The following is a 19,398-nucleotide window of genomic DNA, read 5'->3' as shown; positions in this document are numbered from 1 at the left end:
GCGCCGCGGCTCAGGCGACGGGCATGTGGACGGTGAGCCCGCCGTCCACGATCAGCTGCTGCCCGGTAATGTAGCTGGCCGCTCCTGAGGCGAGGAAGTTGATGGCGGCGGCGACCTCCTCGGGCCGGCCCACACGTCCGGCCGGGATGTTGGCGCCGGCGCGTCCGAGGCCCTGGCGGCCGAAGGAGTTGATTTCATCCTGGGTCTGGGCCGTGTCGATCACGCCGGGGATCACCGAGTTGACCCGAATCCCGCGGGGCGCCAGTTCTACTGCGAGGGCTTTGCACAGGCCCAGGACCCCTGCTTTGGCGGCGGTGTAGTGGGCGTGGTCGGGCCAGCCGTAGACGCCTCCAGAGATGGAGGAGACACCGACGAGTGCGCCGCCATTTTCCATCCGGGCTGCGGCGCTTCGAAAGACCCGCATCACCCCGGTGAGGTCGACGGACATCAGGTCGTCCCACGCCTCGTCGGTGAGATCTGGGAGTGGGTGCAGGCGCACTATGCCTGCATTGGCGACGGCGATGTCGAGCCGTCCCCACTCGTCCAGTGCGCGTTGGGCGAAGCGCTCGGTCTCTTGCGCGGATCTGACGTCGAGTTCGTGGACGACGGCTTCCCCGCCGTTCTCCTTGACCTGGGCGATGGTTTCTTCCGGGTCGTGCGGGTCACCGGGGAACCAGCCGATGACTGACCTGATTCCGTCCCGCGCGAATGCGACGGCTGTCTGCTGGCCGATACCGCTTGCGGCTCCGGTGATGATGGCGCTCTTCAGCGTTGACACTGGTCTCCAATCCGCCCCGCTGGGGCTGTTTTCAGTGAGAAGGGATCTGGTGCAGGTGATAGGGGAAATCGGTGAACGACTTGGGGCCGTCGGCCGCGACTAAGAACGTGTTCGCGACGGCCACGGCAGCCGCCCGCTCTCCGGAGGAAACAGAGGGGTGAAGGGCATAGGCGTCTCCTGCCCGCACCAATCCGTCCTCGCTCGCTTCGATGAGGGTGTGGCCCTCATCGACCCCCGTGCTGTGGCCCAGGCCTATCGTCGGGTGTCCAACACGGCCGATCGCCGAAGTGAGCGCTTGGGCGATGCTTTGGATCTGTGTGCCCTCCGTGAGTAGCGCTGCTCCTTCCGATAGGGCTGAGATGGCCGTCAAGGCGAGCTCCCGACGCCCGTCGCTGACCTCGCCGGCAAGGAACACGGCCCCGAGCTCGGCCCAGTGCCCACTCGCTCCTGCGGTTTCGGCGAAGGCGGTGACCACGGAGCCTTCCCTTATGGGCTCCGTTGTGGGGTGCTGACCGCGGAACAGGCCAGCGCAGACGTGGACGATGTCAATCCGTGATCCCTGGAGTTTGAGCTGGGTGGTGATGGCGGCGGCCGCCTGTTGCTCGGTGTCGCCGACGCGGACGACTTGGCTGCATGCTTCCAGCGCCCTTTGTGCCCTGCGCACTCCTTCGCCCAGTGCCTGCACGTCGTCCTGATCAGTCCGGCGTCTCACTTCTGCGAGCAGTGGTGCGCTGTCGTGCGGTTCGGCGCCCAGGAGATTGACCAGCCGACGGTAGTCTGCGTGCGGGAGCCCGGCGGCCGTGGGGGCGATCAAACCGACCGTCCCGACGGCGTGTCCGATGACGGTCTCGAGGTAGGCTTCCCGCCCGGTCCCGGATGCCGCTGCCACGCAGACCCCCGGCTGGGGGTCGTCGGCGTGGATTGGCTGGGCGGCGCCGGGGCTGGGTGCAAGGATCACCGGCGCTTGCCCTTGGCGGATGACCGTGTAGAGGCCCTTGTTGCTGGGCAGGTGGCCGGTGAGGTACGTGAAGGGGCCGTAGTTGGAGAGTGCGCCGAGGCCGTAGACGATCAGGGAATCGACTCGGTCTTGATCCATTGCCCGCCAGACCCGTTCCCACCGCCCTTGAAGGATGCTGCGGGTGACCGCAGGGTCCCGCCCAGGCATCTAGTCGCCCACTACGCTTGCGCGGGGGAACGATTCGCCGTGCTGGAGCCACCACTGGGCGATGTCTGTCCGCCGTGCGAACCAGACCCCGCCTTTGGAATGGGCATGGGTCAGAAAGTCCCGCAGTGCAGAGGTGCGGGCAGCCTGGCCGACGAGGCGGGGGTGCAGCCCGATCGACATCATCTTCGGGAAGCCACGGTCGCCCTCGAGCCAGAGCTCGTCGAAGGCGCGCCGGATGTAGTCGTAGAACTCCGCCGGATTCTTTGACCCTTGCGAGTCGTTGTACGTCTGGGAGTAGGGCACCACGAGGTGATTTCGGCCCTGGACGGTGGTGAAGTAGGGCAGGTCGTCGTTGTAGGCATCGCAGTCGAAGTCGAAGCCGCCCTCCTCGGCGACGAGCTCCCGGGTGTTGACCGACGGCCCGTACCGGCAGTACCAGCCGGTTGGCCGCGATCCCCAGGTGGATTCGAATGACTTGACGGCCATTCGGATGTGCTCGCGTTCCTCCTCCCGGCTCAGCCGCCAGTGCTCCTCCCAACGCCATCCGTGGGAGACGAGGTCGTGGCCCATGTTGCTCGCCGCCCGCGCGACCTCCGGGTTCTTCTCGAACGCCACGGCGCAGCCGAAGAAGGTGCAATTGATGCCGAACTCGTCGAAGAGCCGCAGGAGCCTCCAGACTCCGGCGCGGCTTCCGTACTCGTACATTGATTCTTGGGCGAGGTCGCGGACTCCGGCTGGGAATCGGTATCCCGAGTCGCCGAGGATGTCGTTCTCCCCGTCGCCGGAAGCGTAGGAGTACTCGGAGCCCTCTTCGTAGTTGACGACGATGTTGACGGCGATCTTCGCCTCGTCCGGCCAGGTGACCTTGGGCTGGAGCCTTCCATATCCTACGAGATCGCGTTCCGGGCCGTTCGTCAAGGTGTGCGCCATCAGTAGGCCAACCATCCGCCGTCGACGGGCAGGTTGTGGCCTGAAACGAACGTGCAGTCGTCAGAGGAGAGGAAAAGGACGGCTCCGGCGACATCGTCGGGCCGGCCGAGCCGGGGGTACGGGGTGCGGGACCGTGAGTAGGCAAGCACGGGGTCGCTCATGTCGATCTCCCCTGGGTGGGTGCCGGTGATGATCCGTCCGGGTGCGACCCCGTTGACCAGGATTCCGTGTTGGGCGTAATCGACGGCGAGCTGCCTTGTCATCTGGACCATGCCGCCCTTGCTCACCGCGTAGGCGAAGAAGTTGGGCGGCCCGATGAAGCCTTGTTGGGATGCGATGTTGACAATGCGGCCCCGGACTTCGCCGATAGGGTCTTGGGCGATCATCTGCTGGATCGCGCGCTTGCAGCTGAGGAACTGGCCCCGCAGGTTTACATCCATGACTTTGTCCCAGTCCTCTTCTGAAGTGTCAAGGACCGAGGAGGAGAAGACGACGCCGGCGTTGTTCACGAGGATGTCGAGGCGGCCGAACTCGTCCACGGTCCGGGCAATAAGCGCGTCGATGTCCTGGGCCTGGGAGACATCTGTCTGCTGGTAGACAGCGGTCCCGCCCTCCTGCTGGATCGCAGTTGCCGTGGGAACAGCTTCCTCGCCGTTCCAGATGGGCTCCTCGCGGATGTCGCTGACGACCACCGATGCGCCTTCTCTGGCGAAGCGGAGGGCGATGGCGCGTCCGATGCCGGAGGCGGCGCCGGTGACGATTGCGGTGCGGCCGGAGAGACGCATGCGTGTACCTTTCGGTTGTCGGTTGGATGGGTCCGTGCGGCGGGGCCGGCCGTAGCGTGGCCGGCCCCGCTTTCATTCACAGGGCGCTGTTCAGGACTTGCTGACGGTCTTGATCGCCTCGATGATGAGGTCCCAGAATGCCTCGAAGTCGAGCTCGGTGGCTGCGAGGTTGTTGAACGGCAGGCCGTACGCGCCGAGGAAGTCGGTGACTGTTTCTCCGTAGGTCCACTTCCCTGCGGTCTCGACCGTGATGAATGCCTTCTCGGCCTTGACGATGTCCGCGCTGATAACCCGTGCGACGGCGCAGGCGTCGTGGATGGGCGGATACGGCATCTTCCAGACGGAGTCGTAGTTTGCTCCGAAGAAGTCCAGCCATTCGTCCACCACGCGTGAGATGTCGGTGTCGATGGCGCGGATGCGCTCCCTGATCTCGGGGGTGGCGACGGCCTGGTGGGTCAGGTCGAGTCCGACCATGGTGACCTGCCAGTCGGCGTTGAAGACCGCGGCCGCGGCTTCGGGGTCGGCGAGGATGTTGAATTCGGCCGCCGGTGTCACGTTGCCCTGGGTGTAGGCGCCGCCCATGAGGACGACTTCCTTGACCCGGTTAATGATGGCGGGCTGGAGGCGCATTGCCAGGGCGATGTTGGTCAGTGGCCCGGTCGGGACGAGGGTGTACTCGCCGGGCTCTCCGGCCATGACGAGGTCGATGATGAGCTGGGCTGCGTGGCGCGGGTCCAGCTCCATCGCCGGTTCGGGCAGGACGGGGCCGTCCAGCCCGGAGACGCCGTGCACGGACCCTGCGATGGTCTCGGCGTCGGTGATCTGGTCGCGGACGAGCGGCAGTTCGGCGCCGGCGGCGATCGGGATGTCGGTGGCGCCGACCAGAGTTGCCACCCTCAGAGTGTTGTACGTCGTCTTGGACAGGATCTGGTTGCCGGCGACCGAGGTGATCGCTGCCAGCTCGATCTCGGGGTTGCCCTTGGCGAGCAGGATGGCGATTGCATCGTCGTGACCGGGGTCAACGTCGAGGATGATCTTCTTCGGCATGGTTTTTCTCCTTTTGGATTGATGTGTTGGGAGTGCATCGGGCCTTGAGGGGGCCCGGATGGGTTATTTGAGGCCGGTGCGGGCCAGTCCTGGCAGGAACAGACGCTGCAGGAAGAGAAAGAGGATGATGAGCGGCGCTGTGGCCACTGAGGCCCCGGCGAAGGTCAGGCCCCAGTTGGGCAGAGCACCCGGGGAGACTGACTGGGCTACGGCAACCTGAACCAGGGTGTTGTCCTGACTCTGGATAACCACAAGGGGCCAAAGGAATGCGTTCCAGGAGAAGAGGAAGATCATCAGGATGAAGGTGATGAGGTCGACCCGCACCACCGGAAGGATGACCGACCAGAAAACCCGGAAGTGCCCTGCCCCGTCAATCTTCGCGGCTTCATCAAGTTCGAACGGGACGCTTTCGAACGACTGGCGGAGCAGGAAGAGCCCGAACGCGCTGGCAACCCACGGAAGGCCCACGGCGACCAGGGTGTCCTGGAGGTTCATCGTGGAGATGAGCTGGTACAGGGGAACGACGAGCGCCTCGGCGGGGAGCATGAAGGTCGCCAGGATGATCCCGAAGATCACTCCCCGACCGCGGAATTTGATGCGGGTTAGGGCATAGGCTGCCGTGGTGCACAACACCAGCGAGCACACCACCTGGAAGGCGGCGACGAACGCGGAGTTCATCAGCGCCCTGCCGACCCCGCGCTCCATGAAGAGCTCCCGGACGTTCTCGAACGTGGTCTCAAGGGGGACGAACGTCTTCCAGCTGAGCGGCTTGATGTCGTCGAAGATGGCGGCCTGGGTCTTCAGTCCCGAGATGAACATCCATTCGTAGGGCAGGAGGAAGACTGCGATGATCAGCAGGATCACTGCTGTCGTCCAGACCCGCCGCCAGATCCGCCGTGTTGAGGGGTGTTTGGAACCTATGGGCGGACCGGCCGGGCCGTGGGACCCGGGTGCGGGTGCTTCGGGGAGTTCGAGCTGGTCGGGAACTGCTGTGGAGAATGAGTGAGACATGTCAGTAATCCCATCGGGTGCGCAGGAGCCGCATCTGGATCAGGCTGATAGTGATGGCACCAAGGAGCAGAAGGATCGACATCGCGGAAGCGTAGCCGGGCTGCTGCAGTGTGAATGCTGACTTGTAGATCTGGTAGACGAACAGGTTCGTGGTGCCATTCGGGGCTCCCTGCGTCATCACGTACGCAGGGGTGAAGGACTGCAGGGCGAAGACAGTCGTGACGACGACGACCATCACGGTGGTCCGTGAGAGCAGGGGGACGACGACCAGCAGCAGACGCTTGACCGGTCCTGCGCCGTCCAGCATGGAGGCCTCCATGACGTCTCCCGGGATGGACTGCAAGCCGCCCAGGTAGAGGATGGTTGCCATGCCAAGCTGCTGCCACACGCTCATGATGATGATCGATGGCAGGGCGGTGCTGGCGTCGGTAAGGAACGAGACCGGCTGGAACCCGAGGCTCTGCACGATCGCGTTGACCAGCCCCTGATTGGCCAGAAGGAAGTTCCATAGTGTGGCGACGACGACTGAAGACGTCACCACTGGCAGGAACACCGCCGTGCGGAGGAAGCCCCGTGCAGGCAGGTTCTGGTTCAGGTATATCGCCATGAGGAACGCCAGCGGGATGACCAGGGCCACCATACCGACTGCGAAAAGCAAGGTCACGCCGATCGACTGCATGGCGATGGGGTCGTTGAACAGGCGGGTGAAGTTTCCCCACCCCATAAACTTCGCGATGTCGGGGTTCGCCAGGCTGTAGCTGTAGAAGCTGTCCCGGATGAGGATGGCCACGGGGCCGTATTGGAAGATGATGAGGAGAATCAGGAAGGGGGCCAGGAATGCGGCCGCGGCGAGTGCGTCCCCCCGCGACCGCTTCCGGGACCCCCTGCTGACGCCTCGTGACGTCATAGTGGTCATGATGAGGAATACCTCCTACTGCGACAGCAGCGGCGTCAGCTGTGAGACAGCCTGGTCGAGCTGTGACTTGGGATCGCTGCCGTAGGCGATGTTCTTCAGCGCCTCCTCGACGATCTGGCTGTACTGCGAGAAGTGAGTTGTCGGCGGGCGCGGCTGGCCCCGCTGCTGGAGCTGCTCGTAGAACATGTTCTGCGGCGCCTGGTGGAACTCCGGGAGGCTCTTGTACACGGAGTTGAGGGTCGGCATGCGCAGGGTGTCCTTCGCATACTGCTTGGCCAGGTCTCCGCTGCTGAGCGCAACGACGAACTTCGCAGCCTGGTCCTTGTACTTGGACTTCGCCGACGCGCCGATCGAGATGGCTCCGGTGTGGACGATCGGGGTCTTCATGTACGGCAGCGGGCTGTTCCCCCACTTGAAGGGCACCTTGGCCTCTTTCAGGGCGTCCACCTGAGCCGTGGGGAACATTTCGAAGCACGCCTTGCCGTCGAGGAAGGCGTTGGGGCGGCCCGTTACCGACGTCACGGCTTTGGGGCCCTTGTAGAGGGACTGGTAGAACGTGGCTGCGTCAACTGCCTCCGGCGTGTTCAGCCAGCCGTCCACCGCGTTCCCCTCGGGGGAGATCGCATAGAAGGTCTTGTAAGCCGAGGAGTCTTTGGGTGCCTTCGGATCCCCGTTGCTCCGCAGGAACAGCAGGTCGCTGTAGATGGGGCCCGGAGTTCCGGAGCCCAGCTGGGTGGGGGCGAGACCATAGACCGTCGGGTTCCCGGGAGTGCCCTGCTGGCACTTCAGCATCGCGTCGCGGGCCTGCTCCCACGTCCAGGTCTTGTCCAGAGTGGTGGGGACTTCGATCCCGGCCTTGTCGGTCAGGGTCTTGTTGTAGTAAAGGCTCAGCACATCCTGTTGGATGCCCATTGTGTAGACCTTGCCGTCATAGCTGCCCTCCGTGAGCGTCGCAGGGAGGACATCGTCCTTCCACCCTTGGGGGATGTGGTCGTCCAGCGGCAGGAGGATGCCCTGAGCCGCATAGTTCGCGGTGTTGGGCATGTCGTAGCCGTAGATGTCCGGTGCGTTCGAGGATGCGCTGAGGACGCTCACCTTGTCGGCGTACTGTCCGAACGGGACGTCCGTGACGTCGAACTTCACGCAGCCGTTGGTCTTGGTCGTGTAGGCCGACAGCTGCTGATCGGTCGGGAGTTGCCCCGTCGCACGCAGGACCTTGAGGGTGGCAGGACCGCCGTCGCAGCCTTGGGCGTCCGAGTTGCCGCCCGAGTTCCCTGGGGAACAGCCGGCGAGGCTCAGCGCCGCCGTGGCCAAGGCCGCAGTGACCGCGACGGCCCGGCGGTGCCGGGTTAGAATTGGGAAGTCACGCATGTGAGATCTCATCTCCTGAGGGGATTGCGCATTGCGCTGTTGATGGGTTGTCTTTTCTTGTTCGCGGCATCGTTGAGGCCGATGCCGTGAGCTGGATGGCCAGTGCCGGTGTCAGCGGGCCGGGCCTGAGGCGGCGATCACGCCGTGAAGGAGCGAGCCGAAGCGTTGAGCATCGGCGTCGAGCGCCACGTAGGCGTTCGGCTTGTGCCCGCTGCGCCCGGCCACATCCACCACGGTCTTCCCGAAGGTCAGCGGGCTGACCGTGTCCACGGCGACGTGGTAGGGAGCGATGTCGATCACCTCGGGGTCCAGCAGATAGGCGATGCAGAGCGCGTCGTGGATCGGCGCTGTGTCCACTTCATCCATGGGCTGGGTTTCGTTGTAGCCGCGGATCCGCTGGGCGATCAGTTCGGCCGCTGCCGCACCGACCGGCCCGAGTTCCCTCAGCCGCGCGATCTGCCCAAGGGAGACGTTGGCCCGGTGAGTGGCGTCGAGCGGGACCAGAACGAGGCGTTCGAAGCCAGCCCGGAAGACCACGTCTGCGGCGACCGGGTCGTGCCAGATGTTGGCTTCCGCCGACGGGGTGACGTTGCCGAGCGCGTGGGCCCCTCCCATGATGACGATCTCGTCGACCGCCTGGACGATGGACGGGTCGAGGGTGATGGCCGCGGCGATGTTGGTCAGCGGGGCGACGGGGACGAGGGTGACCCGTTCGGTCGCCGCCCGCAGTGTCTCGACGAGCCACTCGACTGCGCCGGGTTCGGCCTGTCGTTCACTGGTCCTGGAGATGGGGAATTCGTGGGGGTGGATCGCCCCACGTGCGCTATCGACATGGTCTTCGAAGATGAATGGGATCGGGGCGAAAGGCCGGTCCAGGCCCCGGCGAACGGGTACGTCGTCCCGCCCGAGCAGGTCAAGGACCCGGAGGGTGTTCTCGGTCGTCTCCTCGGTGCCATGGTTTCCCCACACTGTCGTGCATGCGATCAGGTCGATCTCCGGTGCGAGGCCGGCCATCATGACCGCGATCGCATCATCGGTGCCGGTGTCGACGTCGAGGACTACCTTCCTCTTCATGTAAGTACCTCCTTTGTGGCGTAATCGGTCGTGCTGGTCGTGTAGCGGGTCTGCGGGCCCGCCGTCGCCTGCGGCGGCAGCGCCGGATCGGAGTCGATACGGGCCCGCGCGTGGAGGAACCGCCCGACCGGGCCGGGATCATGAAATCCGTCGGAGTCGACGACGACGTTGCCCTTGCTGATCACGACTGTCGGCCACCCTGTGAAGGTCATGCCTTCGTAGGGGGAGTAGTCGGAGTTCATGTGGTGCCCTGCCGCGGTGATGGCCTTGGTCAGGCCGGGATCGAAGACGACGATGTCGGCGTCGGAACCTGGGCCGATCCACCCCTTGGTACTGAGCCCGTTGAGCCGGGCGGGATTTGTCGAGAAGAGCGCGACGAAGCTCTCGACGCTCATGCCCTGCTGCACCACGAGGGTGTCGAATGAGACTGTGAGCCGGCTCTCGGCACCGGGGAGGCCGTTCGGCATCGAGCGCACGTCATGCGAGTGCTTGGCCTTCTGTTCCCGGGAATAGCAGCAGTGGTCCGATCCGATCGTGTGGACCAGTCCGTTGCCCGCCAGCGCGCGCAGATTCTTCACGGTTTCCGCAGAACGCAGCGGCGGGCAGCACACGAACAGCTCGGGGTGCTCGCCCTCGTAGACCATGTCGTCGAGGGTGAGGTAGTGCGGGCAGGTCTCCGAGTACGCCCGGACTCCCCGGCTGCGCGCATCGGCGACGAGGTCGACGGCCTCCGGCGTCGTCTGATGGACGAAATACACTGACGCCCCTGTCTTCTCCGCAAGTTCGAGCGAACGGACGACGGCGGCGGCTTCGGCCGCCTCGGGCCGGGATTCCGGATGGAAGCGAGCGTGCTCCCGCCCCTCTCGTACCGCCTTTTCTTGCGTGTCCTCGATGAGGTGGTTCTCCTCAGCATGGATGATCGCCATTCCGCCGAGGATGTTGAGCTCGCGCATGACGTTCTCGATCGTCTCGAAGCTGGCCATGACGCCATCGCGGTAGGTGGTGAACATCTTGACGGTCAGTACGCCGAGCTCGGCCATGGCCTGGAGCTGTCCCTTTGTCGTGGAGTCCCAGCTGATGACGGCTCCGTGGATCGCGACATCGGTACGGCAGCGGTCGAGCAACTTGAGCTTCTCGTGCAGGGCCTCAAGCGGCGCCTGGCCCGGGTCGGGGATGGCGAAGTCGATGATCGTCGTCGTCCCTCCCCACAGGGCGGCGATGCCCGCCTGCTCATGGTCATCGAGCATGGAAAACTCGCCGAGGACCTGCCCGACGTGGCAATGGGGGTCAACGCCTCCGGGCAGGACAAGCATGTCCGTCGCATCGACGATCCGCCGTGCGGGCGGAAGGGGCTGGCCGGCCCCGATGATGTCGACGACTCGCCCGTCCTTGACCAGGACAGATCCTTGGCGGGAGCCTGTTGCGTTGACAACTCGCCCGTTGGCGACGATCAGGTCGTAGGTGGTGTGGCCACGGGTGGCGACGCCGGGGTTCACGGCTCGGCTCCGACCATGAACAAGGCGCGGTCGAGGCCGCCGAGATGCTTTTGCATGGTCTCGCAGGAGAGGGGGCCGTCGCCGCCGCGCACGGCGTCGAGAATGGCCCTGTGCTCATCGACCTGGCGCTGCCGGGCAGCGATGGCGGGCATCGCCTGCTGGTTCACGAGCGCCCACAGGGGGTGCTGCTCGGTGTTGACGAGCTGGCTGATGACATCCGCAAGGAGGGCGTTCCCGCACCCCGGGGCAAGATCGGCGTGGAAGCGCAGACCCAAGGCGACGAATTCGGCGACCTTCGACGGGTCCTCGACCACGCGCTGCTGCTCATCGAGGTAGTGGTCGAGCAGTTCGATCCGTTCGGGGGTGATCCGCTTCGCTGCCAGGTTCGCCGCGACAGGCTCGATCGCCCATCGGGTCTCGATGAGCTCGCGGGGCGGAACGTCCAGCGGAGAGCCGTGCTCGCCGCCGAGGCGGACCCTGCTCTGCCGGACGAACGTGCCGTCCCCGTGCCTCACCTCGATGGCCCCGATCAGCTCCAGGGCGAGGAACGCCTCGCGTGCGGTAGGCCGGGACACCCCGAACTGCGCTGCGATCTCGTTGTGGGCAGGAAGCCTGTCGTTCGGCGCGTACTTTTCTGTGGCGATTCCGGTCAGGATTTCCTGGGCGACGGAAAGATACCGGCGCTGCTTCCCTGACTCATCTGAACTCTGCATACTTAGACTATAGACGTCTAACATGTGACGCACAAGACATTTGATCACTTACATCCGGCACTCTCATCGAAGGAGCGGAAACATGAAAGTACTAGTCCCATCGACCATCCGGCTCGATCCTCTGCAGCCCCACGAGTTCGTCGAATACGACGTGACGGCCGCGATCCCAAAGGAACACCAGGACGCGGAGGTCCTGGTCGTTTGGCAGAATCCGGGCGACGCCCTGGACCGGGCAGCCACTGAACTGAAAGGGCTGAAGCTGGTCCAGACCCTGGCCTCCGGAGCGGACATGGTCCTCGATGCCGGCTTCACCCAGTCAGCCGCCGTCTGCTCGGGCCGTTCCCTGCATGACGGGCCCGTTGCAGAGCACGTCCTCGCGCTCACGCTCGCCACGGTCAGGCGGCTCGACCGCCTCATCGATGCCCAACGCCGGATGCACTGGGACGAGGAGTACATGCGGGAGCAGGCAGCCGAGCGGAGCCGTTGCCTCTTCACTCTGGACCGCGCAAAGGTAGCCATCTGGGGTTTCGGATCGATCGCGGCCAGGCTCGCGCCGCTGCTGACCCAACTCGGTGCTGACGTCGAGGGAATTGGCAGGCGTACTGAGTTCAAGGACGGTTATCGCACCACCGCCGCCCCGGATGCACATGGGCTCCTGGAGTCGACAGACATCCTGATCTCACTGGTCCCCGCTGGAGGCCCGAACACCGGCCTCTTCGACAGGACCATATTCAGAGCGCTCAAGCCCGGAGCCATCTTCATCAACGCGGGACGAGGCACGACAGTCGACGAAAGCGACCTGCTCGAAGCGCTTCGCAGCGGCGTGCTCCGGGCCGCGGCGCTCGATGTCCTCGTGACCGAGCCCCTCCCCACGGACTCGCCGCTGTGGGGGACCGAGAACCTGATCATCACACCCCATGTGGCCGGCAACCGGCCACAGGCAGCCTCGCGGCTCCTGGAGCGGAACCTGGACGCGCTCCGCACAGGAGCACAGCTGCTGAACGAGGTCCGTCCGGCCTCAACGGCGCGAGTTTGACCAACACGAGAACCCCCAAATAAACGAGGAGAACTGCAATGAAAAAGACTTCCACCCCCGATGTTGTCGTCGTCGGAAGCGTCAACCTTGACATGGTCGCTACGGTCCAGTCGCTGCCGAAGCCGGGCGAGACCACCTTGGCGCGCACCTACGCCGAGTTCCCCGGCGGGAAGGGCAGCAACCAGGCGATCGCGGCCGCGCGGCTGGGGAGTCGCGTGGCCTTCGTCGGCCGAGTCGGATCCGACGAGGCGGGCCGAACGGTCCGGGAGGCACTCATCGTCGCCGGAGTCGATGTGAGCCACCTGATCGCTGACACCGCCGCCCCCACCGGCCGGGCGCTCGTCCTCGTCGACGAAACCGCCGAAAACTCGATCGTCGTCGTCAGCGGGGCGAACGCCACTCTCAATCCCGGCAGCGTCCTCCAAGCAGCCGAAGCCGTCGAAGAAGCAGCCGTAGTGCTCGCCCAGCTCGAAGTACCGCTGGAAGTCGTCCGCACAGCCGCGCAGCGGTCGAAGGGAATCTTCGTGCTCAACCCCGCGCCCGCCCGTGCCCTTGACAGTGAACTCCTGGAGCTCGTCGATGTGATGATCGTTAACGAAGGCGAGTTCGAGATTGTCTTCGGCCAGCCCGTCCCACAGGACCCGGCTCTGCTTGGGGAGGCCTTGGCCGGCCGAAAGGCGCCCGCTTCCGTCGTCGTGACCCTTGGAGGTCGAGGCGCCCTGATCTGGGCCAGCGGAGAGACGACCCAGATCCCGGCGCCTTCGGTGAATGTGGTGGACACCACCGGGGCCGGCGACACTTTCGTGGGAGCGCTCGGTAACGCGCTGGCGAAGGGAGAACCCCTCCTCGAGGCCGCGAACTGGGCGGTCTGCGCGGCCTCCCTATCGACACAGTCCCTCGGTGCGACATCCGGCATGCCCACCGACGCGGCAGTCCTTGAACTCCAGGGAGAACTCGCACGTGTCGACGGCCAGTGAGAGCGGAGTTCAGGCTGTTCCACCCCTTCCCGGGAAGGAGCCCCCTGCCGGCTCTCATCACGTCGGTAGTAATTGAGGTTGGCGTCCACGCCACCACGAACATCGACAACTTCATCGCTCTCACGTAAAACAGGGACACCTGGCTATCGTGATCAGCGCATCAAGGCAGGAATGCATGAATCACTGAAGGGCTCAAACAGTCCTCCAGCTCCACGGGGGCGAGGCTGAGCTGCATCTTAATCACGATTCTCGTCGCGGTGCAGCGCCCTAGTGGACGTTGATGCTGTGAACCTCGCCCTCGCCGCCTGCTCCCGCCGACAGCCAGCTACCTGCCCGTCAGGTTGGGGTGTAGTTTAACCGGAGCAGCGAACCGCCGCACCCGATGGACCTGCGCACTTCACCTGCATGGCCCGACGCACAGCCCTTTCCGCGACTGGGAGAACGTCATCTGCCGGGATTGGAGTGGGTTTCCGAGTGAGTGATAGATCAATAGGTCCGCTCGGCAAGCCGAATTCGCTCAGCATGCTCTAGCCGTCAGCACTCGGGCTCCCTTCACAGGGCCGCCAGGAGCCTCGAGCATGCGTTCTCCTGGGGTGGCTGGATCAGCCAAATAGAGCTGGGTGTAGGCGGAAGCGTCTGGCTCAAATGTCATAGCCGAGCTGATTGATGAGTGTGGCGGCCTCCTTCTTCGCTTTGGCGCCATCGCCGGCGATCGGCAGGGCCGTGCGGTCGTGTGCATCAGAGGAGCGCGCCAGTTGGGGGATACGGGTGGCGAGGATGTTAGTGAACGCCCTGACCACCTTCGCTCCCACGCAAGTGAGTTTGGACGAATTCGCTGGTGGTCTGCCGTGATACCTGCCGCTACCGCCAGACCGGCGATTGGTGTCCGATGTTCCACTGCCCATGACGCCAAGGCTGGGCATGTTTGTTCCATTTCGTCGTGTTTTTGGGAAAACTACGGGCCCATAACTGAGCACGCTCCGCGAACGACTCAACGCAATGTTTGATAGTGTCAAGTGGAATGTTCAGGGGCACTTAGACTGTGTCTAAAAGGGGTGCAAAGCGGGGTCCTGTCTCAAGAGACCCTGCCAGTGCGCCGCATGGGACGCACTGGCTGGCCCCTCAGTAGCGGGCGTGGAGTTAGTCGATTGTGAGGGACTTAGAAATCACACTGATCGCAACCAGTCGATGGTGTTGCAGCAGGAGAACGGTCGGCAATTACTCCACCGCCCCAAAACCCAATGGTCAAGGACTGACGCCACCCCGCACTAAAACCCCTGCTCGCGATACCAGCCGATGATGAGCCGCGCGAGTGCAATCCGGGCCGTCAGGAAGTAGGTGTCGGCTTCGAGGACCACAACGGTGAGGTTCTTGGCGCCGACCGATTGCATTGCCTCGACGATGGGCTTGTGATTGGACTCTTGGTGTTCCGTGTCTGCAGAGCCTCCGATCAGCAACACATTCTTGCCTACAAGCTCGGGAGCACGCTTGACAATGCTCACTCGATCGAAGTCCGCCGGCGTCATGGTCGCCTGCTCGAACGAGTGGTCTACACGACCAGCGGTAAGTTCCTTGTCGCGCTGGAAAGAGCCGAGGGTCGCTTTCTCGAACTCGCCGCCAATTCCGTGATTGATCATGTTTGGCATACCGCGGTAGAGCTCCATGTTGACGGGCGCGAGAGCGACAACGGAGTTCAAGTGCGGGTTCTCGGCTGCCGCCACCAAGCCAGCAACGCCGCCGCCCCCGCTCTTGCCGATTAGACCGATGCGGTCAGGGGCAACCCAATAGAGCCGTTCCCTCACCGCGGTTGCCGTGTGCTCCCCGCCGTTCGAGCGCAGGAAGTCCACAGCAGCGTGGATGTCCGCTACCGTCTTAGCCAGAGAATTGGAGGCAGGGACGCTGTCCCACATGCCACGAGGGTGGATCTTCATGACGTGGATCCCTGAAGAGATTAATGGCGTGATGAGGCTTTCATAACTGTCGCCTCCATTCTTCTGCGGTGGGATGATTACGCAGCCCTTCGCTTCCTTTCCTGGTGCGATCCACATGAACGCATGCACCGGCTCACCCTCGCTCATGAAGTGCATGGGGAAGTGCGTGAGGGAATACTCGGAGTCGTACACGGGATAGTCGTTCACAGCAAAATCTAAGTCAGTCAGTATTTCTGCCATTGGTCTTTTCTCTCTGGGTGTGCCAGTGGGCCGACGGACGCGCCCACCTGTTGGTCGTGCTTTCGCAATTGTCTTGCGGGAGGGAACTAATAAGTCCTCGGAGGTGATTGGAGGTGCGACTTTTTGGATCAAGCTTTTGGGCGCCGCCTCATCAAACTCAATCGATCAAGAATCCTCTGGCGTCAGGGAATAGCGCTTTACCCGATGCGCACTTTGTCTTCGTCCCCGGCCACTCCGCGAGACGGGTTCGGTACTGCAGCCGTTTCGTGGAGGGCTCTGCCGCGGGTCTCGGGGGCCCAAGCAACACAGATTGCAAGCCCAACGGCTGCAACCAGAGCCGCAATCAGCATGGTTGGTCCGAGCCCGAGTCCCGCGAGGGCAAGCGGTATGAGGAATGTGCCAGCGGCCGCACCCACTCTGCTGATGGCAGTCGCAACGCCTACCGCGGTGGCCCGCATACCGGTGGGGAAGAGCTCGGTCGGATATGTCCACTGCAAAATGCTGCCACCAGCGGTGGCACAAAAATTCAGAGCCAGCATCACAATTGCCGGCCCAGGGCCCATGTCCGGAAAGATACCCAGTGCGGCCAGGGTGAGAGCCATTCCCACAAAGGTCCAGACGATCACAGGCCGGCGCCCGAACCGATCGACCCAGAACAGGAAGGGCACCGTTGACGCCGTGCCTACCACGGTCAACGCTATCGCCCACAGTAAGGCGGTGTCGCCGGTGGAATAGCCGAACTGTCCCAGAATTATTGGAAGGAACGCATAGATCGCGAAGTTAGGTGCGACCTGGCAAAACCAGAATCCTCCGATGAAGAGCGTCCGCCGTAGATAGGCGCCTGTAACCACGTCCTTCAGTGGGCTCCTGACCTCGGACTCTGCGTGGGCGAGGGCGCTAAGTTCATCATCAGCGGGATACTCACCAAATGCTGTGCGGATGGCTTCACGGGCTTCCTGAGACCGGCCCCGCTGCATCAGCCAACGGGGTGATTCGGGAGTTCCGATCCGTGCCAGCAGGATGGCAAGAGCCGGAATCGCGGCACTGGCCAGAATCCACCGCCATCCATGTTCTAGGCCGATAGCGGACGCGAGGTATCCCACTGCGAACGCCGCCGCCATCCCAACACCGAACATGGCGGTCAGCACGCCCATCATTCTCCCGCGCAACCGCGCAGGTAGCCACTCGATGAGCATCGAGGACGCAATGGGATAGTCGGCGCCGACGGCGAGTCCTGCAACCAAACGCACCGCGATCAATTGCCACCCATCCTGTACGAAGATGCACAACACGGAAGCAATAACCATTACGGCCAAGTCAAGGGCAAACAACTTCTGCCGGCCGATCAGGTCGGTGATACGCCCACCCACCACTCCACCGATCAGGATGCCGACCATTGCGGTGGCCGCGACGAGGCCGGTCTGTGCCTCATCCATATGCAGATCAACGGTGGCACCGTAAAGGGCGGCGCTAATGCCTGCAACGATGTAGCCATCAAGGAACGGGCCGCCAGTAGACAGGAAGATCAGCTTCCGGTGAAAGGGACCCAATTCACGGTCGTCGAGAATTTGCTCACGGATCATATAGACCTCACGTTTTTGTATTTTGGAGTCACGATTTGAGTTCCAAGGTTCGGCTGTCGGCGACGACGCACGGGTTGGGATACTTGGTCACGTACGACTGCCTTTTGAAGCAGCCTGCCCTGGTGAACACAAACGCTACAGAACGAGGTAAAAGTAGCGTTATCGAAATGACGCCAGTTGATTTGCGCAAACGCGCCACGAGGTTCGTTCCGTGAGCGATGTCGGAACAGATAAGCCTGCACCACTCGCTGACCGTTTCGGATGTGACCCAGGCTTGCGTGCCCGCTTACCCGCGAGCCTCCCCGTGCCTAAACTGGCTAGGACTCTCGCCGGTCCAGCGGCGGAAAGCATTACTGAAGCTCGCGACTTCAACATAGCCCAGTTGTCTGGCGATCTCCGATATCGGCATATCGCTGACGGAGAGCAGGCGACGGCCTTCACGCGTTCGCGCCTCATCGCGCAAGGTACTAAAACTAATCTTGCTTTCGTTGAGATGGCGCTGCAATGTGCGCGCAGGGGTGGCCAGCTTGGCCGCGATATCCGCAAGACTCAGCCCCGCGTTTCCAGGCTGTTCAAGAATGGCCAGTATTTGTTCATCCAACTGCGTCGGTTCCGGGAAGCTCCTCAGGCGCTGAACCCGTCGAACGTACTCTTGATGCACCATCGCATTAGAACGTGGCAGCGGCACATCCAAGAGATTCGCGGGCCACATCCAGCGAAGTGATGTGCCACAGGGGATCAAGGGGGCATTTACGACGTCCTGTAGACCCACTAGCAAGCGGTCCAAGGGCAATTCCACACGATCAAAAGGAAAGCGGCTCTGCCAAAGGTCATCATAAAATGCCGCCCCGGTAACAACCTCACGGACAATAAGGAAGCGAAAGAATGCGCCGGCTCGATCCATCTGCGGCGGCAGCGCAAATTCGATTCCTGTATTGCCCTGATCGTCTTCAACAGCGCTGTAGTGGCCGACGCCGTAACCAAACTTGGCCACGTCCCGATAATGCCGCAGACTCGGGGCGGTGATTATCGCCATTCCAAAGTCCGCGAAGGCCGGATAAGTGTAGCGCCTGGCGATCTCAATCCAGATGTCCAGGCGGTTTGACGTCAGGTAGGCGAAGTCCTCTTCGAAGATCAGCTCTTGACGCCAGCCAATGCGCCGGTCCGGAGCCTCAAGAACATCCAGTGACACCTTCGCCTTACGCAGCAAGGGGACCGGATCGAAGCCATGCTCCTGGAGCACCCCACACATAAGGTGGACATTTAGAACAGAGCCCTCTCGGGTTGATCCAGCTTCAGTACGTTGGCGCACCCCACCCTGGGAGAGAGCATTGCTTGCTCGAGAGGCATTATCACGTATCATCACGGCCTCCTTGCATCTGCCGCGACGGCGAGGTCTTCGCCGCCTTTGCTTTCGGTCGCCGCGGCGACATCCTGACCTACTCGGCGTCGATGTCGGATGTCACCACACGGGCGCCGCCCGCGGCCGACGCATGCCCGTACGCTTCGCCGAGCCCACGGCCGGCATTGGTGATGAGAACATGCTTCCCGTCGAGAACCTGAGCGTTACTCACCGCTTGTGCTCCAGCATGCTCAGGAGTCTTAGAAAATGTCTCAGCATCGTGCGGAAGACGTCATGAGTCTCAGGTGGGGCTTGCGCCGGTCTCGGAGTCTGCCACTCGCGAGGCAAACTTCCATTCTCCTTCAACTCGGCGAAACCTATCGACATAGGTGCCGATCGCCGCGAGGACAGGCGCGCCGTCCACGATTTTGAAAAACTGGAAGTAGGCCGTTCCGGATGCTTCGTCCCCGTCGATCGCAACGTTGATGTTTGAGACGTAGTGCTTGGCTTGGACACCGTCGGGAAGCTGTAACTCTTCGCTCAGGATGCGAAGGTCGTGGTGCCCATGGCGCGGCCCGATACGGGGGATCTCAAAAGATCCGTCCTGGGTGAACAGCGACACCCACTCTTCGTGCTGATTCAGATCTCGGGTCGAGCCGAAGAGGGAACAGAGACCGTAAATCGCCCACATGTCGTCGGCATATGTCATATTGACTCCTTCGTCAGGCTAGAGCTAAGGAAAGGCGAGTCCCGAGATATCACCCCAGCGTGGGGCAAAGCGTGGCGATCGGCACGGCTCAATACTCGTACAGGGTCCCCGGCTGATGCCGGAGTCGCTGGCGAGGACGGACTTGGGAATCCCACTGGGGTCCGCTATACCAGCTCGGCCGCTCGGTCCGGAGGGGGCCTTTTTCCGTCCGCGCTAGGTGCCGCCCTGCTTGGCCAGAGCGATGCCATCTCGCTGCCGCTCCCGGACCAAGGACGTTCAAACTCCGCGAAAGCC

General features: G+C 63.2%; 19 protein-coding genes. 2 read left to right on the top strand and 17 right to left on the bottom strand.

The window, feature by feature from the left end; genetic code table 11:
* Positions 1–10 precede the first annotated feature (10 nt).
* From AC57BR_RS09390 to AC57BR_RS09340, 11 genes are all read right to left on the bottom strand, one after another.
* Entirely contained in the window at positions 11–778 is a 768-nt protein-coding gene (locus tag AC57BR_RS09390) for an SDR family NAD(P)-dependent oxidoreductase (RefSeq protein WP_496359813.1), read from the bottom strand.
* 31 nt (positions 779–809) lie between these two features.
* The gene (locus AC57BR_RS09385) at positions 810–1,874 is read right to left on the bottom strand and encodes a M24 family metallopeptidase (protein WP_496359811.1); all 1,065 of its coding nucleotides are present in this window, start codon (positions 1,872–1,874) and stop codon (positions 810–812) included.
* Between the two features lie 69 nt (positions 1,875–1,943).
* Positions 1,944–2,873 carry a polysaccharide deacetylase family protein gene (locus AC57BR_RS09380; protein ID WP_496359809.1) on the bottom strand — a complete coding sequence of 310 codons (930 nt, stop codon included), beginning with the start codon at positions 2,871–2,873 and terminating at the stop codon, positions 1,944–1,946.
* Entirely contained in the window at positions 2,873–3,658 is a 786-nt protein-coding gene (locus tag AC57BR_RS09375; protein ID WP_496359807.1) for an SDR family NAD(P)-dependent oxidoreductase, read from the bottom strand. The genes AC57BR_RS09380 and AC57BR_RS09375 overlap by 1 nt, the downstream gene beginning before the upstream one ends.
* A gap of 90 nt (positions 3,659–3,748) precedes the next feature.
* Complete coding sequence (locus AC57BR_RS09370) at positions 3,749–4,705, bottom strand: nucleoside hydrolase (protein ID WP_496359805.1); 957 nt, start codon at positions 4,703–4,705, stop codon at positions 3,749–3,751.
* A 63-nt stretch (positions 4,706–4,768) separates the two neighbouring features.
* The gene (locus AC57BR_RS09365; RefSeq protein WP_496359803.1) at positions 4,769–5,716 is read right to left on the bottom strand and encodes a carbohydrate ABC transporter permease; all 948 of its coding nucleotides are present in this window, start codon (positions 5,714–5,716) and stop codon (positions 4,769–4,771) included.
* Position 5,717: 1 nt separating this feature from the next.
* On the bottom strand, positions 5,718–6,632 hold the full coding sequence (locus AC57BR_RS09360; RefSeq protein ID WP_496359801.1) for a carbohydrate ABC transporter permease: 915 nt from the start codon (positions 6,630–6,632) through the stop codon (positions 5,718–5,720).
* Positions 6,633–6,647: 15 nt separating this feature from the next.
* A complete protein-coding gene (locus AC57BR_RS09355) occupies positions 6,648–8,003 on the bottom strand; it encodes an ABC transporter substrate-binding protein (RefSeq protein ID WP_496359799.1) in 1,356 nt (451 codons plus the stop codon).
* 111 nt (positions 8,004–8,114) lie between these two features.
* Positions 8,115–9,077, bottom strand: coding sequence for a nucleoside hydrolase (locus AC57BR_RS09350; RefSeq protein WP_496359797.1), 963 nt, complete (start codon positions 9,075–9,077; stop codon positions 8,115–8,117).
* Positions 9,074–10,573: an amidohydrolase family protein gene (locus AC57BR_RS09345; protein ID WP_496359795.1), complete on the bottom strand. Its 1,500-nt coding sequence runs from the start codon at positions 10,571–10,573 to the stop codon at positions 9,074–9,076. Before AC57BR_RS09345 ends, AC57BR_RS09350 begins: the two co-directional genes overlap by 4 nt.
* Complete coding sequence (locus tag AC57BR_RS09340; RefSeq protein WP_496359793.1) at positions 10,570–11,286, bottom strand: FadR/GntR family transcriptional regulator; 717 nt, start codon at positions 11,284–11,286, stop codon at positions 10,570–10,572. Before AC57BR_RS09340 ends, AC57BR_RS09345 begins: the two co-directional genes overlap by 4 nt.
* A gap of 82 nt (positions 11,287–11,368) precedes the next feature.
* On the opposite strand from AC57BR_RS09340, the gene AC57BR_RS09335 reads away from it, so the two are divergent.
* Both AC57BR_RS09335 and AC57BR_RS09330 read left to right on the top strand, forming a co-directional pair.
* On the top strand, positions 11,369–12,322 hold the full coding sequence (locus AC57BR_RS09335; RefSeq protein ID WP_496359791.1) for an NAD(P)-dependent oxidoreductase: 954 nt from the start codon (positions 11,369–11,371) through the stop codon (positions 12,320–12,322).
* 38 nt (positions 12,323–12,360) lie between these two features.
* A complete protein-coding gene (locus AC57BR_RS09330; RefSeq protein ID WP_496359789.1) occupies positions 12,361–13,299 on the top strand; it encodes a ribokinase in 939 nt (312 codons plus the stop codon).
* Between the two features lie 641 nt (positions 13,300–13,940).
* Here AC57BR_RS09330 and AC57BR_RS09325 read toward each other — a convergent pair.
* The 6 genes from AC57BR_RS09325 to AC57BR_RS09300 all read right to left on the bottom strand — a co-directional run bounded on the left by AC57BR_RS09325 (position 13,941) and on the right by AC57BR_RS09300 (position 19,104).
* A complete protein-coding gene (locus AC57BR_RS09325; protein WP_496359787.1) occupies positions 13,941–14,111 on the bottom strand; it encodes a hypothetical protein in 171 nt (56 codons plus the stop codon).
* A gap of 456 nt (positions 14,112–14,567) precedes the next feature.
* Positions 14,568–15,470, bottom strand: a complete 903-nt coding sequence (locus AC57BR_RS09320) for a hypothetical protein (RefSeq protein WP_496359785.1) — start codon at positions 15,468–15,470, stop codon at positions 14,568–14,570.
* A gap of 197 nt (positions 15,471–15,667) precedes the next feature.
* Complete coding sequence (locus tag AC57BR_RS09315; RefSeq protein WP_496359783.1) at positions 15,668–17,053, bottom strand: MFS transporter; 1,386 nt, start codon at positions 17,051–17,053, stop codon at positions 15,668–15,670.
* 286 nt (positions 17,054–17,339) lie between these two features.
* The gene (locus tag AC57BR_RS09310) at positions 17,340–18,416 is read right to left on the bottom strand and encodes a helix-turn-helix domain-containing protein (RefSeq protein WP_496359781.1); all 1,077 of its coding nucleotides are present in this window, start codon (positions 18,414–18,416) and stop codon (positions 17,340–17,342) included.
* Positions 18,417–18,492: 76 nt separating this feature from the next.
* Entirely contained in the window at positions 18,493–18,627 is a 135-nt protein-coding gene (locus AC57BR_RS09305) for a hypothetical protein (RefSeq protein WP_496359779.1), read from the bottom strand.
* A gap of 69 nt (positions 18,628–18,696) precedes the next feature.
* Positions 18,697–19,104, bottom strand: a complete 408-nt coding sequence (locus tag AC57BR_RS09300; RefSeq protein ID WP_496359777.1) for a nuclear transport factor 2 family protein — start codon at positions 19,102–19,104, stop codon at positions 18,697–18,699.
* Positions 19,105–19,398: the final 294 nt, after the last annotated feature.

The sequence above is a fragment of the Arthrobacter sp. BGA-UO-ETr-C19 genome, from assembly GCF_059568005.1.
This window is presented reverse-complemented; position numbering and strand designations above follow the sequence as displayed.

Bases quoted from the DNA above. Each gene is read 5' to 3' on its own strand.
- AC57BR_RS09340 (WP_496359793.1), bottom strand. From the start codon at position 11,286: ATGCAGAGTTCAGATGAGTCAGGGAAGCAGCGCCGGTATCTTTCCGTC.
- AC57BR_RS09300 (WP_496359777.1), bottom strand. From the start codon at position 19,104: ATGACATATGCCGACGACATGTGGGCGATTTACGGTCTCTGTTCCCTC.
- AC57BR_RS09375 (WP_496359807.1), bottom strand. From the start codon at position 3,658: ATGCGTCTCTCCGGCCGCACCGCAATCGTCACCGGCGCCGCCTCCGGC.
- AC57BR_RS09385 (WP_496359811.1), bottom strand. From the start codon at position 1,874: ATGGATCAAGACCGAGTCGATTCCCTGATCGTCTACGGCCTCGGCGCA.
- AC57BR_RS09380 (WP_496359809.1), bottom strand. From the start codon at position 2,873: ATGGCGCACACCTTGACGAACGGCCCGGAACGCGATCTCGTAGGATAT.
- AC57BR_RS09310 (WP_496359781.1), bottom strand. From the start codon at position 18,416: ATGATACGTGATAATGCCTCTCGAGCAAGCAATGCTCTCTCCCAGGGT.
- AC57BR_RS09355 (WP_496359799.1), bottom strand. From the start codon at position 8,003: ATGCGTGACTTCCCAATTCTAACCCGGCACCGCCGGGCCGTCGCGGTC.
- AC57BR_RS09370 (WP_496359805.1), bottom strand. From the start codon at position 4,705: ATGCCGAAGAAGATCATCCTCGACGTTGACCCCGGTCACGACGATGCA.
- AC57BR_RS09335 (WP_496359791.1), top strand. From the start codon at position 11,369: ATGAAAGTACTAGTCCCATCGACCATCCGGCTCGATCCTCTGCAGCCC.
- AC57BR_RS09360 (WP_496359801.1), bottom strand. From the start codon at position 6,632: ATGACCACTATGACGTCACGAGGCGTCAGCAGGGGGTCCCGGAAGCGG.
- AC57BR_RS09330 (WP_496359789.1), top strand. From the start codon at position 12,361: ATGAAAAAGACTTCCACCCCCGATGTTGTCGTCGTCGGAAGCGTCAAC.
- AC57BR_RS09365 (WP_496359803.1), bottom strand. From the start codon at position 5,716: ATGTCTCACTCATTCTCCACAGCAGTTCCCGACCAGCTCGAACTCCCC.
- AC57BR_RS09350 (WP_496359797.1), bottom strand. From the start codon at position 9,077: ATGAAGAGGAAGGTAGTCCTCGACGTCGACACCGGCACCGATGATGCG.
- AC57BR_RS09320 (WP_496359785.1), bottom strand. From the start codon at position 15,470: ATGGCAGAAATACTGACTGACTTAGATTTTGCTGTGAACGACTATCCC.
- AC57BR_RS09315 (WP_496359783.1), bottom strand. From the start codon at position 17,053: ATGATCCGTGAGCAAATTCTCGACGACCGTGAATTGGGTCCCTTTCAC.